This is a genomic window from Antarcticimicrobium luteum (assembly GCF_004358185.1).
Lineage (GTDB): Bacteria > Pseudomonadota > Alphaproteobacteria > Rhodobacterales > Rhodobacteraceae > Antarcticimicrobium > Antarcticimicrobium luteum.
Genome location: NZ_SMUV01000051.1, coordinates 16,831 through 32,793, shown reverse-complemented (window position 1 = coordinate 32,793; position 15,963 = coordinate 16,831). Strand labels below are relative to the sequence as shown.

Annotated in this window: 17 protein-coding genes; 10 read left to right on the top strand and 7 right to left on the bottom strand. The window is 58.4% G+C overall.

From position 1 onward, the window contains the following. Position 1: 1 nt before the first annotated feature. Positions 2-994: a nucleotidyltransferase family protein gene (locus E1832_RS04690; RefSeq protein ID WP_245513822.1), complete on the bottom strand. Its 993-nt coding sequence runs from the start codon at positions 992-994 to the stop codon at positions 2-4. Positions 995-1,151: 157 nt separating this feature from the next. Further along, the gene (locus E1832_RS04685) at positions 1,152-2,081 is read right to left on the bottom strand and encodes a DUF2493 domain-containing protein (protein WP_133358577.1); all 930 of its coding nucleotides are present in this window, start codon (positions 2,079-2,081) and stop codon (positions 1,152-1,154) included. A gap of 625 nt (positions 2,082-2,706) precedes the next feature. On the opposite strand from E1832_RS04685, the gene E1832_RS04680 reads away from it, so the two are divergent. Both E1832_RS04680 and E1832_RS04675 read left to right on the top strand, forming a co-directional pair. Continuing rightward, on the top strand, positions 2,707-2,982 hold the full coding sequence (locus E1832_RS04680) for a hypothetical protein (protein WP_133358576.1): 276 nt from the start codon (positions 2,707-2,709) through the stop codon (positions 2,980-2,982). Then, the gene (locus tag E1832_RS04675; RefSeq protein ID WP_133358575.1) at positions 2,982-3,314 is read left to right on the top strand and encodes a type II toxin-antitoxin system RelE/ParE family toxin; all 333 of its coding nucleotides are present in this window, start codon (positions 2,982-2,984) and stop codon (positions 3,312-3,314) included. Before E1832_RS04680 ends, E1832_RS04675 begins: the two co-directional genes overlap by 1 nt. A gap of 512 nt (positions 3,315-3,826) precedes the next feature. Here E1832_RS04675 and E1832_RS04670 read toward each other — a convergent pair. From E1832_RS04670 to E1832_RS04655, 4 genes are all read right to left on the bottom strand, one after another. Then, entirely contained in the window at positions 3,827-4,585 is a 759-nt protein-coding gene (locus E1832_RS04670; RefSeq protein ID WP_133358574.1) for an HpcH/HpaI aldolase family protein, read from the bottom strand. Then, a complete protein-coding gene (locus tag E1832_RS04665) occupies positions 4,582-5,364 on the bottom strand; it encodes a fumarylacetoacetate hydrolase family protein (protein WP_133358573.1) in 783 nt (260 codons plus the stop codon). The genes E1832_RS04670 and E1832_RS04665 overlap by 4 nt, the downstream gene beginning before the upstream one ends. Positions 5,365-5,367: 3 nt before the next feature. Then, positions 5,368-5,814, bottom strand: coding sequence for a hypothetical protein (locus E1832_RS04660; protein ID WP_133358572.1), 447 nt, complete (start codon positions 5,812-5,814; stop codon positions 5,368-5,370). A gap of 139 nt (positions 5,815-5,953) precedes the next feature. Further along, positions 5,954-6,595: a TetR/AcrR family transcriptional regulator gene (locus tag E1832_RS04655; RefSeq protein ID WP_133358571.1), complete on the bottom strand. Its 642-nt coding sequence runs from the start codon at positions 6,593-6,595 to the stop codon at positions 5,954-5,956. Between the two features lie 271 nt (positions 6,596-6,866). On the opposite strand from E1832_RS04655, the gene mhpA reads away from it, so the two are divergent. The 8 genes from mhpA (at position 6,867) to E1832_RS04615 (ending at position 15,170) form a co-directional block, all read left to right on the top strand. Further along, positions 6,867-8,498 carry a bifunctional 3-(3-hydroxy-phenyl)propionate/3-hydroxycinnamic acid hydroxylase MhpA gene (gene mhpA, locus E1832_RS04650; RefSeq protein WP_133358570.1) on the top strand — a complete coding sequence of 544 codons (1,632 nt, stop codon included), beginning with the start codon at positions 6,867-6,869 and terminating at the stop codon, positions 8,496-8,498. Beyond that, on the top strand, positions 8,495-9,568 hold the full coding sequence (locus E1832_RS04645) for a maleylacetate reductase (RefSeq protein ID WP_133358569.1): 1,074 nt from the start codon (positions 8,495-8,497) through the stop codon (positions 9,566-9,568). Before mhpA ends, E1832_RS04645 begins: the two co-directional genes overlap by 4 nt. Further along, positions 9,565-10,410 carry a dioxygenase family protein gene (locus E1832_RS04640; RefSeq protein ID WP_133358568.1) on the top strand — a complete coding sequence of 282 codons (846 nt, stop codon included), beginning with the start codon at positions 9,565-9,567 and terminating at the stop codon, positions 10,408-10,410. The genes E1832_RS04645 and E1832_RS04640 overlap by 4 nt, the downstream gene beginning before the upstream one ends. 125 nt (positions 10,411-10,535) lie before the next feature. Continuing rightward, on the top strand, positions 10,536-11,822 hold the full coding sequence (locus E1832_RS04635) for an ABC transporter substrate-binding protein (RefSeq protein WP_133358567.1): 1,287 nt from the start codon (positions 10,536-10,538) through the stop codon (positions 11,820-11,822). A gap of 65 nt (positions 11,823-11,887) precedes the next feature. After that, positions 11,888-12,604, top strand: a complete 717-nt coding sequence (locus E1832_RS04630) for an ABC transporter ATP-binding protein (RefSeq protein ID WP_133358566.1) — start codon at positions 11,888-11,890, stop codon at positions 12,602-12,604. Beyond that, positions 12,601-13,305, top strand: coding sequence for an ABC transporter ATP-binding protein (locus E1832_RS04625; RefSeq protein ID WP_133358565.1), 705 nt, complete (start codon positions 12,601-12,603; stop codon positions 13,303-13,305). Before E1832_RS04630 ends, E1832_RS04625 begins: the two co-directional genes overlap by 4 nt. 3 nt (positions 13,306-13,308) lie before the next feature. Next, on the top strand, positions 13,309-14,172 hold the full coding sequence (locus E1832_RS04620) for a branched-chain amino acid ABC transporter permease (protein ID WP_133358564.1): 864 nt from the start codon (positions 13,309-13,311) through the stop codon (positions 14,170-14,172). Further along, entirely contained in the window at positions 14,172-15,170 is a 999-nt protein-coding gene (locus E1832_RS04615) for a branched-chain amino acid ABC transporter permease (RefSeq protein WP_133358563.1), read from the top strand. Before E1832_RS04620 ends, E1832_RS04615 begins: the two co-directional genes overlap by 1 nt. Before the next feature lie 3 nt (positions 15,171-15,173). Here E1832_RS04615 and E1832_RS04610 read toward each other — a convergent pair whose 3' ends face one another. Then, positions 15,174-15,929 (bottom strand): IclR family transcriptional regulator, encoded by a 756-nt coding sequence (locus E1832_RS04610; RefSeq protein WP_133358562.1) that lies wholly within the window; start codon positions 15,927-15,929, stop codon positions 15,174-15,176. Positions 15,930-15,963: the final 34 nt, after the last annotated feature.

Here is a 15,963-nt window from a genome sequence, read left to right as displayed (position 1 = left end):
ATTACATGCCCAAGCTCTCGAGGATTGGTTTCGTCTCAGGCATTCGGTTCAGCGAGTTGCCGATGTGTTCCCGCCAGCGCGGCCCAACCTCCAATGCGGTGGCATAGGCCCGAGCCAGATCATCGGGCCGGTCCTCGGCCATCGCTTCGATAAGGAAAGCCGCCTGCTCGCGGTCCTTCGCGGACTTCAGGCTCCCCGCCCCGTCACGCCGCCGATCAGCAACGATCAGCTTGTGGATTGCATAGCGCGCCGGGCGCGGGACCTGCACGAGAATGCCAGACCTGTAGATCGCCGCCGCATGGATCGGCTCGGCAATCAGGAAGTTGAGATAACGCAAGGCTTGGGCGTCCACACCCAATGCCGGCAAATCACGGAGGGTCTCATCCCCGAACGCCGGTGTCAGGAACTCGACCAGCTGGCCACTGCCGCCTTGCGCCCATCGCCAGGTCCGGCCTTGGTCATGGGCTGGCAAAGGGTCAAATTTGAGCGCCGAGAACGTCTCGGCCAGACCCGGGTCGACCTGATCCTGCAACGCAACGCTGAGCTTCTCGAACTGCGCGATGTCGATGTCGCCAGTATTGGCCATACCGCCAATTGGCAGACGGATACCAAGCTCGCCTTCATAGAGGCGAAATGCATTGGTTCCGACGATGGTGCCACCCAAACGGAAGGTTCCGGCTGCGGCCATGGCCGACAGGATGGACCCGGTTGCCCGGTCGGTGGGGGTCATGCCTTCGGCGCGCAAGAGTCGGACAAGCCGAGACCGTTCCGCCTGCCGATCCTTGGCGGTCGAGCGCAGCTCCTCAATCCGGTTGATACGTGCGCGCGTCTCGTCGCTGTCTTCGCCGATATAGATGAAGCGCATCTCGGTGCCGACACGCCGGGCTGCGTACCAATAGGCCTTGTCGCCGCGCTCCTTGAGAGTCGGCTTGCCTTCGACACCGGACAAAGCGTCGTCCTTCAAAAGACGTACCAGATCGGTATAGGCGCTCATCGCGATGCTGCTGAGTGGAGTCATGCCTATCAATTCCAAGTTTTGCTTGGCACGCATATACCTATCAAAACATAAAATTGCTAGGCAAAAGGAACTGAGGGCACCTCCACATCCCTGAGAAACGACGAAAGGGCCGCCCGAAGGCGACCCTCTCTCTTCAATCCTGCGACGCCTTCTTCGCCGGGTCCGCAACCCGCATGACCGTCAGGCCTTTCGCTTCCGCCTTCTGCCCGAGGTTCAGCGCGACCCCGTTACCGCCGAAGAGAACAACCCCCGTCGCCGCGAACTTGTCGTCCAGCATCTCGTCGTTGCACTTGAACGGTGCCGCCCGCCCATGCGCGGACCAGCGCGGATCGAAGCGCGCTTGCGCGACCCCGCGTGCTCGGGCCCACCGGGCGGCGATCATCTCGGCTCCGTGCTTGCCACCCTTGTGGCAGAGGAAGATCTCCTGGTTACGGTTCTGCTTGATCCGCTCCCGAACCTTGTCGAGCGTGTTGAAGATAACATCGACATCGGTCCAGTCGGTGGCACCCGAAACGATCAGGGGCACCCCCTCGACTTTCGACTTCTCGGCGGTTTCCCGATCATGCTGATCGAGGAGCTGCCGGGCCTCGAAGACCGCCCCGGTCTCTTTCGCCCGGACGCTCGCCCGCGACCCGGCTGCCGGGATGAAGGCGTGGCCCGTTTCGATCTCGTAGCATTCCGCTGCGGCCTCGCTCATCACCTCGATTGCGCCGACGATCTCGCGCAGCTGCAGAAAGCGCGACTGCGCCTCTTCGAGCGCGGTCTCGGCGATCTCCGATCCGTCGTGGGATTTTGCCAGCGCGCCGATCTTGTCGGCGGTGCGGTCGACCTCTTTGCCGAGTGCTAACTTGCGGCGCTGCAGGATTGTCGCGAGCCCGTGGGCCAATGGTTCTATTTCCGCTTCGAGCCCGGTCCCACGCAGCGGACCGAGGAGAGCCTCGAAGCTCTCGCGGATGATGTGGTCGGTCAGGATGTGATCTTCCGGGATCGGCAGCTGCGCGTCCTTTTCGGTCAGTCCGAAAAGCTCGATGGTCTCGTAGGTGTTTGCGGTGTCGTAAGCCATGTCTGGTCTCCAGTAGTCGGTTGTGGAGCCACCACGTGAGTGTGGGGGCATGGCCGAATGCCTGGTTTCCGAATCTGCCCGGGTCAGGGACGGCGCAGCCGCCGGCTTGCCGGGCGCAAAAGTTTTCCGAGCGAAGCACCCGACACACGCGCACCCTCACGCACGGGACCGCCCCGCGCCACGGGCCCCGCCATCGCCGAAAAGTTTTGCGATCCTTGACGCGGGCTGATTTGGGGGCCATCCGGAGGATATGCTTCCACGCTCATGTGTGTGTGTTTTGATGGTAGGTTTGCCCGACCCGAGCAGGCAAACGGCCCGACCGGACGCGGGAGACGGATGGAGCGGCGGGATCGTTTTGCCCCGCAAAACAGACCAGAGCGCAATCCGGCGGAGCGACCGGGGTGGGACGTGCTCGCGAGGCGGGCAAACCGGGATGCCAAGCGCAACGCCGCGGTGAGGCCGCATGGCCGAATGCGCGACGGACCGAAGGGCCGTTCTCCCCTGCGACTTGGCGTAATGAGTTGAGGAGGCCGCAAGGCTATCGACGCACCACGCCTTGTCGGCCTGCAAGGCTTGCCAGATATTGCAATACTTGGTAGTCTATTGGAACACCAAGGAGTTTGCCATGAGCGTTCAAAAACAATCTGTCAGCTTCACCGACACGGCCTACACTTTCGCCAAGGAACTGGTTGAAGCGGGCGAGTACCCGAACATGAGCGCGGCGGTCTCGGGTGAATTGGCGAAGGCCAAGGCAGAGCGGGATCGTGAACGGTCTTTGTTTGAGGCAGAATTGGAACGCCGCCTGTCTCTTCCACTCGACCACTGGGAACCCGTCGGCGAAGCCTCAGACGTAACTGCAGGCGCGCGGGCTCATCTTGCGGCGATGGCTCAGAAGACCTGATGCGTTTTATCAGGCATCCGTTCTTTGAACGGGACCTTATCGGTATCGTTGATCATATTGTCGATGTGACAGACGGTGACGTTGCTGCAACAAGCCGCAGGCTCGATGAAATCGATACCCTTATCCAGAAGATTGCCGAAAACCCAAAATCCGGTGCTCGCCTCAGCGGCAAGCTGGACGGATGGCTCGTGCGCCATGGCGGCGCAGGTCACCGACTGACCATCGTATTCAAACCGGATTTAGATGCGGGGCATATTTATCTCGCTCTCGTCGCATTCGGCGGTCGGGACTGGATGAGGGTCGCGTCGGCAAGACATGTGTTCGCAGACTAAATTCAAATCTCTCTGCTGCAAAAAATACTAGGACCTGACCTTCGCTGCGCTCGACCTGAACAGGAAAGATGCGGGACGAAGCGGACTTGTGCACATGCGGCTATTGTCAACGCAGCATTTGATCGCCCGTGCAGAACGCTTGTTGTTGCGGTGCAGAGCAAATCACCGAAGCAGTCATTCCAGGGCGTCGATTTGGCTCGACCGAAACTAAACTTTCGCCGCAGAGTAATCGGACAACTCAGATGCGGGACAAATCCGACTTTTGCCGACGTAGCTATTGCGACTGCAGCATCCTCTCGCACCTGCGGCGGCATTTTTGGGCGGCGCAGATGCGAGCGGATGGTTCTCTTAACTCCGGACCAACAGCACACGTCCGCAGCGGCGTGGCCCGCAAAACCAGACGTGCGATGGTTTGGGTAGCTCCTGCGACATTGACGCCAAGAAGCGCCAAGGGGGAAGCGGGCACAGACAGCTGAAACGCCCAGTGTTTTGGCCGCGAAAAACTTCGATGGTTAATTGTTCAATCGCTGTTTGAGGCCACGTTTCAGCGCAGCCATGTCGATGTCGCGTGACACAAATGTTGCCCCTGTGTCTGTCACGGCATCCGCGAAGGCTTCATCTGCCGACAGGAAACCTGCGGGAATACCAGTCTTCACGATCCGCTTGATCGTAGTCAAAACAGCTGACTGAACATCTGGATGGCTTGGCTCGCCCGCAAGGCCCATTGCCGCGGCCAGATCGGCAGGGCCGACAAAGATACCATCGATGCCTGGAACGGCTGCGATGGCTTCGAGATTGTCCAGTGCTTCGAGTGTTTCAATCTGAACGAGAATGGCGATCTCTTCGCGCGCACCCTTGTGATAACCGGATATGTCGCCAAAGGCGGTTGCGCGGGTGAGGCCCGAAACGCCTCGGATACCGACTGGCGGATATTCAACGGACGCCACTGCGAGGGCCGCGTCTTCGGGCGTGTTGATCATTGGCACAAGGATGTTTTGTGCGCCAAGGTCGAGGAGCTTCTTAATCTCGGCAGGGGCGAGCTCTCCTGGCCGCACGATCGGGCTTGAGCCGTAAGGCGCGACGGCCTGCAGGAGTGGCAAAACCGTGAGCGGATCAAGTGCGGAATGCTCTGTATCAAAGAGCATCCAGTCGAAACCAAGCTGCGCACACATTTCCGCGACCAGCGTGTCATTGATCGTGCACCAAAGGCCGCGTTGCAATGTGCCAGCCTTGAGCGCTGCCTTGAAGTGGTTCTTGCGAAGGGCTGTCATTGAAAAGACACCCCGATGCTGCCAAACGGGCCGTAGTCGGCGAAGATCACATCGCCTGAGGCAACATCGACAGGACGCGTGAAGGAACCGCAAAGAACGATATCGCCTTTCTTGAGGCCGCCGCCAAGCGGCGCGAGCTTGTTCACGAGCCAAGCGATGCCAGCGGCCGGGTGTCCCATGATCGCAGCAGAGACGCCCGATTCTTCGATGACACCGTTTTTCGAAAGCGTTCCTGAGATCCAGCGCAGGTCTTCGTCGAATGGGCGGAAGATGCGCCCCCCCATGACGATCGCGCCATAGGCGGCATTGTCTGCGATGGTGTCGACAATGGCGCGGGGCACTTCCGTGCGATAGTCGATGATTTCAAGCGCAGGCTGGACAAATTCTGTCGCGCGCAAGACGTCATGCAGCTGACAGCCTTCGCCGGAAAGATCGTCGCCCATCACAAAGGCCAGCTCTGTCTCAAGGCGCGGCTTGATAAAGGTCCCCGCTGCTATCTGAGCGCCGTCCTTGTAGAGCTGGTCGTCGAGAATGACGCCATAGTCAGGTTCGGTCATCTTCGAGGCCATCTGCATGGCGCGGCTCGTCAGGCCGATCTTGCGCCCAACGATCTTTGCCCCTGCCGCGATACGCGCCTCAGCCCAGCGGCGTTGAACGTCATAGGCGTCTTCCAGTTCCATATCGGGCCACTGCTTCGAAGGCTGAACACAAGGAACGCGAGAGCGTTCGGCTTCAAGAATGGCATCCACGGCGGCTTGTCTTTGGGTTTCAGTCAGCATCGCTCAGACAGCTCCGTTAAGACGCGCGACCATCCAAAGCGCGATAAGGGTGATGATGCTGATCGGTGTGAACAGCGAGACATTGGCATCCACGGAAAATTTCCAGCCGAAGATGTTGTAGTGAAACTCGGGCACGCCGTTCACTTCGTCTTGCAAAACGCCGCCGTAGATGTTGCGCGTCAGGAAGGCCGTCCAAAAGCCTGCATAGGCAAAGGTCGCGAGCAGAGCGGGGACCCAGAGCCAGACGACATCGGTGCCTGCGGTCCATATCAGGTAGAGCGCCATGAGCGCGATGTAGTCGTAGCTCGACACTTGCCAGACTACATGCCACCGCGCATGACCTGTCCAAGACGGGTTGGTCGCGTGGCTATCATTGAAGTCAAAAAATGAGGGAATGGCGCTGTAGCCCAGTGTGACAAAGGTCAGCAGAAGTTTTGCGGTCAGTAACATGGTCTCTCCTCCCAAGAGTGTATTGCCTAGCAATACAGTATATTAACATAAGATACGCAAACTAAAGCTGCTCGGTCAAACGCTCATTTCGTTGAGGGTTTTGGCCAATAGGAAGTTGTAATTTCAAAGGGATAGCGTGCTAACGCTTGGGCAACGCTGGGCGGTCACGATTCGCAAGATCTGCAGCTTCAGCCCGGCCTACGCCTGTCATACACAACAGAGTGACGACGGTTTCGTCCACCACATCAATGGGCATTTCTTCGGTGGTCACCGCCAGCGCAACGCCAACAATCGCATGGCAGGCCATCTTCCATGTAAGCGCAGGATCTTCGACCCTGAAGCGCCCGGCGTGCGTCGCGTTTTGCAGGTCGCGGATGGCGAAAGGGCCCATCCGCTGGAAAATCGCATTGGCGATGACTTCCGAGCGATAAAGAAGTTGCCGCCAGCGCATATCATGGGTTGCCGTGTCAATGACGGTGCGGACGCCGAATGCGTAGACCTGTGCGGGGTCATCGAAGGTGTCTGTGACCTTCTCGATCTGCAGAGCCAATTCGTGCATCAGTTCCTCGAGCACGGCGATGGCGAGGTCTTCCTTGGACTTGAAGTAATTATAGACCGTGCCCGCGCCAACATCAGCCAGCTCAGCGATCTCGAGCATAGTCGCAGCATCGATACCCTTGCGCGACATGATCTGCCGCGCAGCATCGATCAACGAGCGCCGGTTGCGCTTTTGTCGCCGTGCGACGCGGCCTTCGGTTTTGAGCTCTGCCTGGCTGTTCATAGTCCCTCGCATTCAAGGGTGAATCGTATTCATTTTTCATCGGTATTACAAGCACAGCGGGCCATGGTTCATTGCTGAGTTGGGTGGTTTGCGCCTCAATCCCTACGTAAAATCCTATTTATTACAGCTGGTTGCGCCTAATTTGATATAGATCAAACTTCAAACTTGACGAGCGTTCAGTTCTGCGAAATCCTCATGTTCAAGCGCAGCCACGGGCTGTTGGCGCACCTGGCGGGAGGGCCACGGCGCCAGATGCAAGGGAGAAAATGCAATGACAAATGAAACGATCAATACTGATGTGGCCATTGTCGGCGCCGGTCCGGTTGGGACGTTGCTCGCGATTCTGCTGGGGCAACGCGGCAAGCGTGTGACGCTGGTCGAGCGCTGGGGCACACATTACGAACTGCCCCGCGCTGTGACGTATGACCACGAAATCGCTCGTATCCTTGCCACGCTCGGCATGGACAGTGAGAACGATCCAGCGATCAGCTATCATGATGAGCTCTACTACTGGAAAAACAAAGACCGCGAGAACCTGCAGATCGTGGACTGGCAATCGCAGTCGGCTTCGGGCTGGCGCGTGCGTTACTGGTTCAACCAGCCGATGATGGAAAAGCGCTTCCTTGCGATTGCGGCCACCATGCCGAGCGTCGAGATTGTGCGCGGATGGGTGGGTGAAGCACTGGAACAGGATTCTGATGGCGTCACCCTGACCATCAAGCGCAATCCTGAGGAAACCGACAGCGGCGAGACCAAAGTGATCCGCGCCCAATACCTTGCAGGCACGGATGGGGCGAACAGCTTTGTCCGCAACAGCCTTGGCATTGAGAATGAGGACAAGGGTTACTTCTTTGACTGGCTGATCCTCGACATGATCATGAAGTACGATTACGTCGCCGAACGTTCGCATGAGCCCGCGCAGTGGCAACTTTGCGATCCGTCGCGCCCGACGACGATTGTCCCTGGTGGGCCGGGGCCAGACCCCGAAGGCCCTGCACGTCGGCGTTGGGAATACATGCTGCTGCCCGGCGAGAGCGTCGAGGAAATGACCACCGAGACCAAAGCGTGGGAGCTTTTGGCAAACTGGGGTGTCACACCCGAAAACGCCGAGCTGGAACGCAGCGCCGTTTATCGCTTTCAGGCTCGCTGGGCCAAAGAGTGGAACAAGGGCCGTTGCGTGATCGGTGGCGACGCCGCGCACCTGATGCCGCCCTTCGCCGGTGAAGGCATGTGCGCAGGCGTGCGCGATGCAGTTGCGATGGCGTGGCGCTTGAACGGTATCCTTGAGGGCAAGTATGGCCCCGAGGTGCTGGACAGCTACACCTCTGAGCGCGTCGAACATGCCAAACACTACATCAACTTCAGCCAGGAACTGGGCCAGATCATCTGCATCCATGATGAAGAAGAAGGCGCCAAGCGTGACGCGATGATGATGGAAGACCTAAAGGCGCGCGGCGGCACGCCCGTGCCAACCGATCTGTGCCACCTTGGAAAAGGTGCATGGTGCGACGAGAGCGCCCATGCGGGCGAGCTTTCGGTGCAGGGTATTGTCGAGGCTAACGGTAAGCGCGACCGCTTTGATCAAGCTGTCGGGCAAGGCTGGATCCTGTTCGGTTATGAGACCGACCCCGCCGCCGCGCTCACCGAGGCGCAACGCGCCCAACTTGAGCAAATCGAAGGCTTTACCGTCGAGCTTTGCGGCCCCGGTGGCGGATGTGAAGTGGTTGATGTCGAAGGGACGTTCAAAGCGTGGCTTGATGATATCGACGCCAAATACGTGCTGATCCGCCCAGACTTCTACGTGGCGCTGACGGCGAACAACGCTGAAACTCTTCAAAGCCGTTTTGACAAGGTGATGGCCGAGCTGCACCTCGCGAGCCAGACCGCGGTGGCGGCGGAATGACTGCGCCATTCACAGCATCTTTTCACCCCGCGAGGATTATCTTCGGGCCGGGCACATTGGCTCAGGTTGCCGATGAGATCGCGGGACAGGGCTGCGCGCGTGCCTTGGTGCTGTCTACTCCATTTCAAAAGGCGGATGCCGAGGCTTTGGCCGCGTCGCTAGGTGCGCAAGCCGCTGGCGTCTTTGCCGAAGCCGCTATGCATACGCCCGTCGACGTCACGAACCATGCGCTTGAGGCCTATCAGGCCGCCGGTGCAGATTGCGTTGTTGCGCTTGGGGGCGGTTCAACCATCGGCCTTGGCAAAGCCTTGGCCTACCAAACGGATTGCCCGCAGATCGTCGTGGCGACGACCTATGCCGGATCGGAGGTCACGCCGATCCTTGGGCAGACCGAGAACGGTCTGAAAACCACGATCCGCGACGCCAAGGTCCTCCCCGAGGTGGTGATCTATGATGCGCAGCTGACACTGGGGTTGCCTGTGCCGATGAGCGTGACAAGCGGGCTCAATGCCATCGCGCACTCTATCGAGGCTCTTTACGCACAGGACCGCAACCCCGTGACATCGATGCAGGCTGTCGAAGGCACACGCGCGCTGCGCGATGCCTTACCTGTGATCGTCGCGGATCCTTTGAATGAAGCGGCGCGCAGCGAGGCGCTTTATGGATCTTGGCTGTGCGGTGCCGTGCTCGGAACGGTGGGCATGTCGCTTCATCACAAGCTCTGCCACACGCTGGGCGGCTCCTTTGACACACCACATTCCGAGACACATGCGGTACTCATCCCGCATACGGCGGCCTACAATGCAGAGGCGGCACAAGACGCGCTGAGCCCTGCGGCGGAGCTTTTCGGTGGCGAAATTGGCGGTGGTCTGTGGGACTTTGCAAAGTCGCTCGGCGCGCCTCTTGCCTTGAAAGACTTGGGGCTCAGTGAAAGCGATCTCGACCGTGCGGCCGAAATTGCAACTCAGAACCCATATTGGAACCCGCGCCCGATCGAGCAGGATGCCATTCGCGCACTGCTTCAGGACGCATGGGCGGGCAACCGCCCGACATCGGGAGGAAAGACATGACCCAGTATTTTACCGAAGATGGCTCAGCAGAGGTCGTCAATGCGCGTATGGGGAGCGGTATCAATCCGCGCCTCAAGGCAGTGATGGATAGCCTCGTGCGCCACTTGCACGCTTTCGCAAAAGACGTCGATTTACGTCAGGAAGAATGGGACATTGCCATCGATTTCCTTACGAAGACTGGCCAGATCTGTTCGGACGAGCGGCAGGAATACATCCTGCTCTCGGATGTTCTGGGTTTTTCGATGCTGGTGGACGCGATTAATAATCGCCGCCCGGCTGGTGCCACGGAAAACACGGTGTTCGGCCCGTTTCATGTCGCTGATGCACCAATCCGCGAGATGGGGGATGACATCTGCCTTGATGGCAAGGGTGAGCGCTGCTTGTTTGAGGGCAAGGTTGTCGATCGCCACGGAGAGCCGATCGAAGGCGCCTGCGTCGATGTCTGGAGCGACAACGCCGATGGCTTCTATGATGTGCAGCAGCCCGATATTCAGCCCAAATGGAACAACCGCGGGCGTTTCATCACGGGAAAGGACGGCGCATACAAATTCTACGGGATCAAGCCAGTCAGCTATCCGATCCCTGACGATGGCCCTGTGGGCAAAATGCTGGGCTTGATGGGACGCCATCCCTACCGCCCCGCGCATATGCACTATCTGGTGACGGCGCCAGGCTTTCAGAAGATAGTGACACATACCTTTGTCGGCGATGACAAGTATATCACAGATGACGCTGTTTTCGGCGTGAAGGAAACGCTGATTGCCCCATTCGAACATGTTCAGGAGGACGACACGATTTGGCGCTCACCCTTCGACTTCGTGATGGTGCCCGTGAGTGAATGATTGACAAGCTGGATAAATATGACCCAACATGAGATAATCTGTATTGCAGAGTGGGCTATTCTGAACAGCGAACTAGGGAATAGCCAATAACACGGTCGATGAGGACGACCGATAGGGAGGAAAAAATGACCAAATTCAATGCAATGAACCGCCGCACATTTATGAGGGGCGGCTCGGCCTTTCTTGCGGCCCCCGCGATTCTGAGCGCGAGCCGTGCCAGTGCGCAATCATCGAAATTCACCATTGGTTTCGTGAACCCAGCCACGGGCCCGCTTGCGGGCTTCGGGGAATCTGACCAGTACATCATGGATGCTGCCAAGGCCGCGATGGCCGGGATCGAGAATAACGGCAGCCCTGTCGAGATCGAGATCATCTACAAGGACACACAGTCCAACTCGAACCGCGCTGCCGAGGTTGCTGTCGAGCTCATCGAGCGCGATGGCGCCAACCTGATCGTGGCATCGGGCGCGCCTGACACGGCCAACCCTGTTGCCGACCAATGCGAACTCAACGAGATCCCTTGTGTGACGACCGTCGCACCGTGGCAGCCCTACTTCTTCGGCCGCAACGGCAACCCTGCCGAAGGCTTCGAGTTCTCCTATCACTTCTTCTGGGGCCTTGAAGATGTGATTGCGAACTTCCTGAACCTTTGGGATGACAGCGGGGTCTCATCCAAGAACGTGGGCGGCCTCTTCCCCAATGACGCTGACGGAAACGCATGGGGCGATCCCGAGCTCGGTCTGCCCAAGCCCCTCGCCGCGCGCGGCTACAATGTGATCGACCCTGGCCGCTATCAGGTGATGAACAACGACTTCTCCAGTCAGATCGCGGCCTTCAAAGAGGCGGGTTGTGAGATCGTCACAGGCAACCAGATTCCGCCAGACTTTGCGACCTTCTGGAGCCAGGCTGCACAGCAGAACTTCAACCCCAAGGTTGTCACCATCGGTAAGGCGCTGCTCTTCCCGTCGGTTATCGAAAGCCTCGGCGAGCGCGGCGACGGGCTGACCACCGAAATCTGGTGGACACCGTCGCACCCCTTCGCATCAAGCCTCACAGGCGAGACGGCGAAGCAGCTTGCGGATGGCTATACAGCCGCAAGCGGTCGCCCCTGGACGCAGCCCATCGGCTTCGTGCACGCTCTCTTTGAGATCGCTGCCGATGTGGCGAAGCGCTCGGAGGCACTGGACGATCCTTATGCCAACACGGCGGCTCTCGCGGCGACGAACCTCGATACGATCGTGGGCAACATCGCCTGGAATGGTGGCGCGAAGAACCCCGTCAAGAATGTGGTGCGCACACCGCTTGTTGCCGGTCAGTGGCAGCTTGACAGCGGCGCGCCTGAGCTTGTCGTGACAAACAACGCCGAAGCGCCGAACATCCCCGTTGGCGGCGAAATGAAACTGATCGGCTAATAGCCGACAGGTATCCTCCTTTCTGAAAAGGACGCGGGCAGCTTGGGCTGCCCGCAGACAGCGCGATGACACTTCTTGATCTTCAGGATCTGCAAAAGTCTTACGGGGCTTTGGCGGTGACGCAAAATTTCTCCATGTCCGTGGAGCAAGGGGACCTTGTGGGTATCCTAGGCCCCAACGGGGCAGGCAAAACCACCCTGTTCAACCAGATCACGGGTACGGTCAAACCGGACCATGGCGAGGTGTGGTTTGATGGCGAGATGGTGACACAAATGGACGCGTCAAAGCGGTGTCAGATGGGAATTGCGCGCAGTTTTCAGGTGCCGCACCCTTTTGTCGGGATGACGGTATACGAAAACATCCTCGTTGGCGCGACGTTCGGGCGCTCAAGCTTTGATCCGCGCAAGCAAGCGCTTGAGATCATGGATAAGACGGGCATGGACGACAAGGCAAACCAGCTTGCGGGATCACTCACGCTTTTGGACCGCAAACGCCTTGAGATGGCGCGCGCTTTGGCGGCAGACCCGAAGCTTCTCTTGCTCGACGAGATTGCTGGCGGCCTCACAGACAGCGAATGTGTCTCGCTCCTCAACACGATCCGGGAAGTGCATGAAACAGGGGTCACGATCATCTGGATCGAACATGTGGTGCATGCGCTCATGTCGGTTGCCAAACGGCTTGTCGTGGTTGATTTCGGCCGCAAGGTGACAGAGGGCGATCCTGAAACCGTGATGAACTCTCCAGAGGTCAAATCGATCTATATGGGAGAAGATGCAGCATGAGCGAGAGCATCCTCGAAGTTCAGAACCTTGAAGTCTTTTATGGCAATGCCCAGGCGATACACGGTATATCGCTTACGATCGAACAGGGCGAGCTTTTATCGCTTATCGGCTCAAACGGGGCAGGCAAGTCTACGCTCTTCAAGTCGATCTGCGGCATGGTCAGGCCGCGCTCGGGCACGATCAACTTCAAAGGTCAGACAACCGCGGGGCTCAGCCCCGCGCGCATCACCGAAATGGGGATTGCCATGGTTCCAGAAGGGCGGCGGCTCTTCCGGTCTCTCTCGGTTGAAGAAAACCTTATCCTTGGCGGCTATGTCCGGCGGCCGGGTCCATGGACCCTTCAAAAGGTCTATGATGTGTTCCCGATCCTTAAAGAGCGTAAGGACTACCCAGCGACAAGCCTGTCTGGCGGCCAGCAGCAGATGGTGGCGATCGGCCGTGCACTGATGTCGAACCCGGAGCTTTTGCTGCTTGACGAACTTAGCCTCGGTCTTGCCCCTGTCGTCATCAAGGACATCTACGAGCTGCTTCCCAAGATACTTGGCGAAGGGATGGCAACCATACTTGTCGAGCAGGATGTCACCCGGGCGATGCAGGTCAGCGATCATTTCGTCTGCATGCTTGAGGGCAGAATTTCACTTTCAGGCCAGTCGGATGCGTTCTCGCATGATGAAATCTCGGCCGCGTATTTTGGGACCTGAACCATGGAATGGATAAATGTCATCGTGCAAGGCGTGCTGATCGGAGGGCTATATGCGCTCTTTGCGGCAGGGCTTTCGCTGATCTTCGGGGTCATGCGCCTTGTCAACATCGCCCATGGTGATTTCATCGTCGGCGCAGCCTATCTTGCCATGGTGACAATCACCATGACAGGGCTGCATCCCCTTCTAAGCCTCGTCATAGTTGTCCCGCTCATGGCAGCCATCGGTTATGCAATACAACTCGGCCTGCTTAACCGCGTTCTTGGCGACGATATCTTGCCACCACTGATTGTGACTTTCGGGCTCTCAATCATTTTGCAGAATGTTCTGCTGACGACCTTCTCCGCAGACAGCCAAAAGCTCAATGCAGGTGCGTTAGAGATTGGCAGTATTCCCGTTTTGCCGGGGGTGGATATCGGCTACATGCCCTTATTGACCTTCGTCGCAGCGGTGGCGATTATCGCTGGGCTTCAGTTTCTCTTTTATCGAACCTCCATGGGCCGTGCCTTCCGCGCGACATCGGATGATGGAGAGATTGCGCAGATCATGGGGCTCGACAATCGCAAGGTGTTTGCCTGGGCGATGGCGCTCAGCATGGCGGTTGTAGCTGTCGCCGGGGTTTTCCTGGCCATCCGCGCCAACTTTGATCCGTTCATGGGGCCAAGCCGCCTGATATTTGGGTTTGAGGCGGTCATCATCGGCGGGCTTGGCAACCTGTGGGGCACGCTCATCGGCGGGATCATCCTTGGCGTGGCGCAAGGCATCGGTGCACAGATTGATCCTGGTTGGCAGCTTCTGGCGGGCCACATCGCTTTTCTTGTCATTCTTGCCGTAAAGCCGCGCGGCCTTTTCCCGAGGATCGACTGATGCAACATGCGACGATCACCCGTTCGACTCAGGCCAGCCGCATCGCAGGTATTCTGGCACTCTGTTTTCTCGTGTATATCGGTGCTGCGCCCTGGTGGGCAGGCTCTGCTGACTTGCGCCTGATCACCGAGATCCTCTTTTATCTGGCGCTCGCCAGTATGTGGAACCTTTTGGCAGGTTACGCTGGTCTGATCTCAGTGGGTCAGCATGCCTATGTAGGTTTGGGGGGCTATCTCATGTTCTCCTGCGTCCTCTTTCTGGGGATGAACCCTCTTTGGTCGATCCCCGTTGCAGGCGTTGCTGGTGCGTTGATCTCAATCCCAGTGGCATGGCTCGTCTTCCGCCTCAAAGGCCCATACTTTGCCATTGGCACCTGGGTCGTGGCAGAGGTCTTCCGCCTTTCCGCAGCGCAGATGTCTTCTGTCGGGGGCGGCTCGGGGCTGTCTATTCCCGTCGCCGTCATGCGAGATTTAGGCCGCAAACCTGACCGCGAAATGCTCATCTACTTTACAGCTTTCGCTCTTTGCGTGGGAGCGATCCTATTGGTCTACTTTCTCTTGCGGTCCCGCGTAGGTCTCGCACTGACGGCGATCCGGGACAATGAAGTCGCGTCGTCTTCGCTCGGTGTCAAGATCGGCCGGATCAAGCTCTTTGTCTACGTCGCTGCCGCGGCCGTGACGACGATGATTGGCGCGCTGATTTTCGTCACCAAACTCCGAATTTCGCCAGACGCGGCTTTCAGCGTGAATGACTGGACAGTTTTTGTGATCTTCATCGTGGTCATTGGCGGGATCGGGACGATCGAAGGGCCGATCATCGGGACCTTGCTCTTCTTCCTCCTCAGAGAATTCCTAGCCGATCTCGGTGCAATCTACCTGATGATCCTTGGCGCCATGGCGATCGGTATCATGCTGGCCGCGCCCAAAGGGCTTTGGGGGTTGCTTGTCAGCCGATATGATTTCTCGATATTTCCCGTTGGCTATCGGGTTCGGAGGTGAGCGTTAGATGCTGCGCCCGTATTCTTCTGTCACCTTCGCCCGAAGAGACAAAAGCGCGGCTTTCACATTCTCACGCTGGCGCTCCATCCGAGCGCTCGGCATGGCAATGGATAGGGCGAAATCCTTGCCTCCAATCTGCGGAAGCGTCACGGCGATGGCGCTCGCGCCTTCGTCATATTCTTCATTGTCTACGAACAGCCCCGACTTGCGGCTGTCCGCCAGCTCTTTGAGTAAAGCTTTGCCGTCTGTTGTCGTCTTGGCGGTAAAGGCTTTCGGGCTTGGGCCGATAAACTCCAGAGCCGCGGCTTCGTCCAGCATCGAAAGATGTGCTTTGCCATTGGCGGTCGCATGAACGGGATGCTGCAAACCGACATAGGAAATGACACGGATCGCTTCGTTCGAGGCGATCTGCTCAATCACGAAAACGCGGCCGTCTTCGAGCGTTGTCAGGTCGATGTTGTCACCGATCTCGGCGTGCAGGTCCTCCATGAAGGGTTTGAGCAGGGCGCGTGCGTCGATACGCACCTGCGAGCCAAGGCGGGCCAGTTCCATTCCAAGATAGGCGCCCTGTTGCCCGAAGGCTTTGGTCACAAGGCCTTCTTTGTTGAGAACGCCGATCAGGCGCTGGACGGTCGAGCGCGGAAGGTCTGTTGCTTTTGCGATCTGGCCGAACGATGCTCCAGGCCGCTCTGCAAGGGCTTGAAGGATGGCAACGGCGCGGCTGATTGTTTGGCCATCGGAACGTTTTTGTGCAGTCATGGACGCCTTACCTTCGGGTAGGCGCTTATTCTGC

Coding starts and splice junctions, on each gene's coding strand:
- E1832_RS04655 (WP_133358571.1), bottom strand. CDS start 6,595: ATGAACAGCCAGGCAGAGCTCAAAACCGAAGGCCGCGTCGCACGGCGA.
- E1832_RS04620 (WP_133358564.1), top strand. CDS start 13,309: ATGGAATGGATAAATGTCATCGTGCAAGGCGTGCTGATCGGAGGGCTA.
- E1832_RS04645 (WP_133358569.1), top strand. CDS start 8,495: ATGACTGCGCCATTCACAGCATCTTTTCACCCCGCGAGGATTATCTTC.
- E1832_RS04665 (WP_133358573.1), bottom strand. CDS start 5,364: ATGCTGACTGAAACCCAAAGACAAGCCGCCGTGGATGCCATTCTTGAA.
- E1832_RS04690 (WP_245513822.1), bottom strand. CDS start 994: ATGAGCGCCTATACCGATCTGGTACGTCTTTTGAAGGACGACGCTTTG.
- E1832_RS04660 (WP_133358572.1), bottom strand. CDS start 5,814: ATGTTACTGACCGCAAAACTTCTGCTGACCTTTGTCACACTGGGCTAC.
- E1832_RS04675 (WP_133358575.1), top strand. CDS start 2,982: ATGCGTTTTATCAGGCATCCGTTCTTTGAACGGGACCTTATCGGTATC.
- E1832_RS04610 (WP_133358562.1), bottom strand. CDS start 15,929: ATGACTGCACAAAAACGTTCCGATGGCCAAACAATCAGCCGCGCCGTT.
- E1832_RS04685 (WP_133358577.1), bottom strand. CDS start 2,081: ATGGCTTACGACACCGCAAACACCTACGAGACCATCGAGCTTTTCGGA.
- mhpA (WP_133358570.1), top strand. CDS start 6,867: ATGACAAATGAAACGATCAATACTGATGTGGCCATTGTCGGCGCCGGT.
- E1832_RS04635 (WP_133358567.1), top strand. CDS start 10,536: ATGACCAAATTCAATGCAATGAACCGCCGCACATTTATGAGGGGCGGC.
- E1832_RS04680 (WP_133358576.1), top strand. CDS start 2,707: ATGAGCGTTCAAAAACAATCTGTCAGCTTCACCGACACGGCCTACACT.
- E1832_RS04640 (WP_133358568.1), top strand. CDS start 9,565: ATGACCCAGTATTTTACCGAAGATGGCTCAGCAGAGGTCGTCAATGCG.
- E1832_RS04625 (WP_133358565.1), top strand. CDS start 12,601: ATGAGCGAGAGCATCCTCGAAGTTCAGAACCTTGAAGTCTTTTATGGC.
- E1832_RS04670 (WP_133358574.1), bottom strand. CDS start 4,585: ATGACAGCCCTTCGCAAGAACCACTTCAAGGCAGCGCTCAAGGCTGGC.
- E1832_RS04615 (WP_133358563.1), top strand. CDS start 14,172: ATGCAACATGCGACGATCACCCGTTCGACTCAGGCCAGCCGCATCGCA.
- E1832_RS04630 (WP_133358566.1), top strand. CDS start 11,888: ATGACACTTCTTGATCTTCAGGATCTGCAAAAGTCTTACGGGGCTTTG.